The organism is Mesorhizobium sp. M2A.F.Ca.ET.037.01.1.1, assembly GCF_003998075.1.
GTDB lineage: Bacteria > Pseudomonadota > Alphaproteobacteria > Rhizobiales > Rhizobiaceae > Mesorhizobium.
The window spans coordinates 1-3,790 of record NZ_RZSA01000677.1 but is presented as its reverse complement, the minus strand read 5'-3'; the positions used below and the strand labels follow the sequence as shown (position 1 = coordinate 3,790).

Sequence of the window (3,790 nt, the reverse complement as noted above, 5' to 3'; positions counted from 1 at the left end):
CGTAAAGCGCATGCCCCGTTCCCTTTCTGAGTCTCGACAACCAGAAGGTAGACGGAAAATCCCCGTCTTACGGGGCATGCACATGCGGCATTTCGATTCACCCGAACCTTTCCCCGGACAGCCCTGCTTGCGGAGAGGTCGGATTGCCCCGAATTGCCCTTCGCAATTCGGTTGGCAATCCGGGTGAGGGGGCCCCTCGACGCACGGTCGAACGCCCGACCACCGCTTACCCGCCATACGTCACACGCCAGATCGTACCGTTGCCGTCCTCGGTGAGGATCAGCGCGCCGTCCTTGGCGACAGCGACGCCGACCGGCCGGCCCCAGACCGCGTCGTCGGATATGACGAAGCCGGTGGCGAAGTCGTCATATTCGCCGGTCGGCTTGCCGTCCTGGAACCGTAGCCGCACCACCTTGTAGCCGGTGCGAACATTGCGGTTCCACGAGCCGTGCAGGGTGACGAAGGCGTCGCCCCTATATTCAGCAGGAAAACCGTCAGCCGGGAAGTTGCCGCCACTATAGAAGGCGATGTTGAGCGGCGCCGAATGCGCCTGGATCAGCACGTCGGGCAGCGTGACCTTGCCAGCGAGGTCTGGGCGCGCGCCCTTGTGGCGCGGGTCCTCGTTGTCGCCGATGTAATACCAGGGCCAGCCATAGAACGCGCCGTCCTTCACCGCGGTCGCGTATTCGAAGGGTGTGTTGTCGCCAAGCTCGTCACGTTCGTTGACGACGCACCAGAGCGCGCCGGTCGCCGGCTGCACGGTCATGCCGGAGCAGTTGCGCAGGCCGGTGGCGACGGTCCTGCGGTTGCTGCCGTCGGGGTCGAAGGCGAGCACGTCAGCACGGCCCTGTTCCGCGCCCCAGCCCTCGCCCAGCGGCTGCGATTTCGCCCACGCCTCGACACCGCCCTTCGGCTTCGCCCCCATATCCTCGGCGATGTTGGAGCCGGAGCCGACCGACAGATAGAGCGTCTTGCCGTCGGGCGAAAAGGCGATGTCGCGCGTCCAGTGGTGGCTGGCGGGGATTTTCGCGACGATGGTCTCCGGCTTGGCGGACGCTTCAAGGTCGCCGTCGCGATAGGGGAAGCGCACGACGCTGTTGCTGTTGGCCACATAGACCCATTGCGGCTTGTCGCCCGGCGGATAAAAGGCGATGCCGTAGGGTCGCGTCAGGCGCTTGGCAAAGATCGACGTCTCGGCGACCTTCGCGCTGCCTTGCGCCAGGCGATAGACGCGGACCTGGTTTGCCCGGCTGTCGGCGACGAAGAGGTCGCCGTTCGGCGCCACGCGGACCACGCGTGGACTGTCGATACCCGATGCGACCAGCTCGATGGAAAAGCCCGGCGGAAGCTGTGGCTTCGCGTCCTCCGGGCGATCGGTGACGCCGCCGCCATTGGCGGCGGACTCCGCCACATTGGGTTTCGGCTGATCCTGCGGCTTCAGCAGCCGGCGCACGCCCGGACGATCGGCTTTCCAGTCGCCGAAGGCCTTTTCGCCGCTGAGCAAGGGGGCCTGCTGCGCAAAGGCACCGGTGGCGAGAATCAAGGCAGTGCCCGCAAGGCCGGCGATCCGTATCATGCTGTTCTCCGTCGTCTGCCAATGCGCCTCGCTCGGTCAGGCGCTCCGAGCAGGACATATTGGGCAAACGACCGAAAAGAGAAGCTTGCGCACGCGGATTTGACGGAGCGCCGGAGCTTAGGTCTCCTCGGCATCCAGGTCGTCGTCGAGGCGCTTTTCCAGCTCGACGAGATCGGCCGGCAAGGGCAGGCCCATGGCGCGGAGCTCCCGCAATTTCTCGCGCAGCTGCTCCTGGATCTCGTGATCGTCCTCGGGCTGGTTGATCATTTCCTGAAGCAGGAGGTCGATCTGGGCCTTGATAGCTTCCAACGCCATTTTTTTCTCCCTCTGCAGCTGGTGCGACCCTAGGTGCGGCAAGATTCAGGTCAGGCCGAGCCGGAGTCGAAGACGGGCGCGAAGCGGCCAGACAAGGTGGCTTCCGAGAACCCGAGCGGAGCGTACTTAAAGTACGTGAGCACCGGAAGGGCAGGAAGCCGTCATTCGCAGGCCGGCCTCACCTGAATATCGATAAACCTAGCGGAGCATGCGCGAAATCAGTTGTGCCGTATAGTCAACCATCGGCACGATGCGGGCGTAATTCAGCCGCGTCGGCCCGATGACGCCAAGCGCGCCGATGACGCGGGCGTCCTTGTCGCGATAGGGCGCGACGACCAGCGACGAGCCGGACAGCGAGAACAGCTTGTTCTCCGAGCCGATGAAGATGCGCACGCCCGGCCCTTCCTCGGCTAGGTCGAGCAGCTGCAGCAGCCCGTCCTGCGTCTCCAGATCCTCGAACAGATGGCGCAGCAGTTCGAGATCGGCCTGGGCGGTGACATTTTCCAGCAGGTTGGCACGGCCGCGCACGATGAGACGCGCCGGCAGGCCGCTTTCGGCGCCGGCCCAGACCGCCAGCCCCTTCTCGACAAGATCCTGCGACAGCGTGTCGAGAGCGGATTTGGTCTCATCCTTGATGCGGGCGATCTCGGCGCGCGCCTCGGCAAGCGTGCGGCCCCGGATATGGGCGTTGAGGAAATTGGACGCCTCGTGCAGTTGCGACACGGTGGTGCCGACGGGCAGGTCGACGACGCGGTTCTCGACATCGCCGTTCTGCGACACCAGCACGGCCAGCGCCTTGGTCGGCTCGAGCTGGATGAATTCGATGTGCTTCAGCGCCACCTCGTTCTTGGAGGCGAGCACGAGGCCGGCGCCGCGCGACATGCCGGACAGCATCTGGCTGGCCTCGGTCAGCATATGCTCCAGCGTTGCGCCGGAGCCCGAGGCGCGCACCTGCGCCTCGATGATGCGGCGCTCGTCGTCTGAAAGGTCGCCGAGCTCCATGAAGGCGTCGACAAAGAAGCGCAGGCCCGTCTGGGTCGGGAGCCGCCCGGCGGAAACATGCGGCGCATAGATCAGGCCGAGATGCTCGAGGTCGCTCATCACGTTGCGGATGGTGGCCGGCGACAGCGAGGAGGGCAGGATGCGCGACAGGCTGCGCGAGCCGACCGGCTCGCCGTCGCGCAGATAGGAATCGACAATCCGCCGGAAAATATCGCGCGAGCGCATGTCGAGTGACTGAAGTACCGGCGACTGAAGCCCGGGCGACTGCGACGTCGGATCGACTGGTCTGTTCATTCCGGCGAGAAACCTCCTACCGGAAAGATATAGACTCCCGGTCGGCCCGCGCAACCCGCCCCGGCTCTCGCCCCTTTTCCTTTGCGCGAGAGACTGCATGCGTCTACAAGCCGCCAACGAATCCGGGAAAAACAGAAAGAGCCTCGATGCGCCCCTCCAAACGCCAAGCCGACGAAATGCGCGCCATCTCCTTCGAGCGCGGCGTGTCCAAGCATGCCGAAGGCTCGTGCCTGGTGAAGTTCGGCGACACGCATGTCCTGTGCACCGCGAGCCTTGAGGAAAAGGTGCCGGCCTGGATGCGCAATTCCGGCAAGGGCTGGGTGACGGCCGAATACGGCATGCTGCCGCGCTCGACCGGCGAGCGCATGCGGCGCGAGGCCTCCGCCGGCAAGCAGGGCGGCCGCACGCTGGAGATCCAGCGGCTGATCGGCCGGAGCTTGCGCGCCGTGGTCGACCTGCAGGCGCTGGGCGAACAGCAGATCACCGTCGACTGCGACGTGATCCAGGCCGATGGCGGCACCCGCACCGCCTCGATCACCGGCGGCTGGGTGGCGCTCTACGACTGCCTGCGCTGGATGGAAGCGCGCCAGATGGTCCTGTCTC

General features: G+C 65.5%; 4 protein-coding genes. 1 reads left to right on the top strand and 3 read right to left on the bottom strand.

What is annotated here, in order from left to right:
* Positions 1-226 precede the first annotated feature (226 nt).
* The 3 genes from EOA27_RS26765 to hrcA all read right to left on the bottom strand — a co-directional run bounded on the left by EOA27_RS26765 (position 227) and on the right by hrcA (position 3,187).
* Positions 227-1,576, bottom strand: coding sequence for a sorbosone dehydrogenase family protein (locus EOA27_RS26765; RefSeq protein ID WP_126080302.1), 1,350 nt, complete (start codon positions 1,574-1,576; stop codon positions 227-229).
* 117 nt (positions 1,577-1,693) lie between these two features.
* Positions 1,694-1,891, bottom strand: a complete 198-nt coding sequence (locus tag EOA27_RS26760; RefSeq protein WP_126080303.1) for a hypothetical protein — start codon at positions 1,889-1,891, stop codon at positions 1,694-1,696.
* A gap of 198 nt (positions 1,892-2,089) precedes the next feature.
* A complete protein-coding gene (gene hrcA, locus EOA27_RS26755) occupies positions 2,090-3,187 on the bottom strand; it encodes a heat-inducible transcriptional repressor HrcA (RefSeq protein WP_126080304.1) in 1,098 nt (365 codons plus the stop codon).
* A gap of 146 nt (positions 3,188-3,333) precedes the next feature.
* On the opposite strand from hrcA, the gene rph reads away from it, so the two are divergent.
* The coding region (gene rph / locus EOA27_RS26750; RefSeq protein ID WP_127257662.1) for a ribonuclease PH at positions 3,334-3,790 on the top strand (457 nt) is incomplete at its 3' end.

Bases quoted from the DNA above. Each gene is read 5' to 3' on its own strand.
- EOA27_RS26765 (WP_126080302.1), bottom strand. From the start codon at position 1,576: ATGATACGGATCGCCGGCCTTGCGGGCACTGCCTTGATTCTCGCCACC.
- EOA27_RS26760 (WP_126080303.1), bottom strand. From the start codon at position 1,891: ATGGCGTTGGAAGCTATCAAGGCCCAGATCGACCTCCTGCTTCAGGAA.
- hrcA (WP_126080304.1), bottom strand. From the start codon at position 3,187: ATGAACAGACCAGTCGATCCGACGTCGCAGTCGCCCGGGCTTCAGTCG.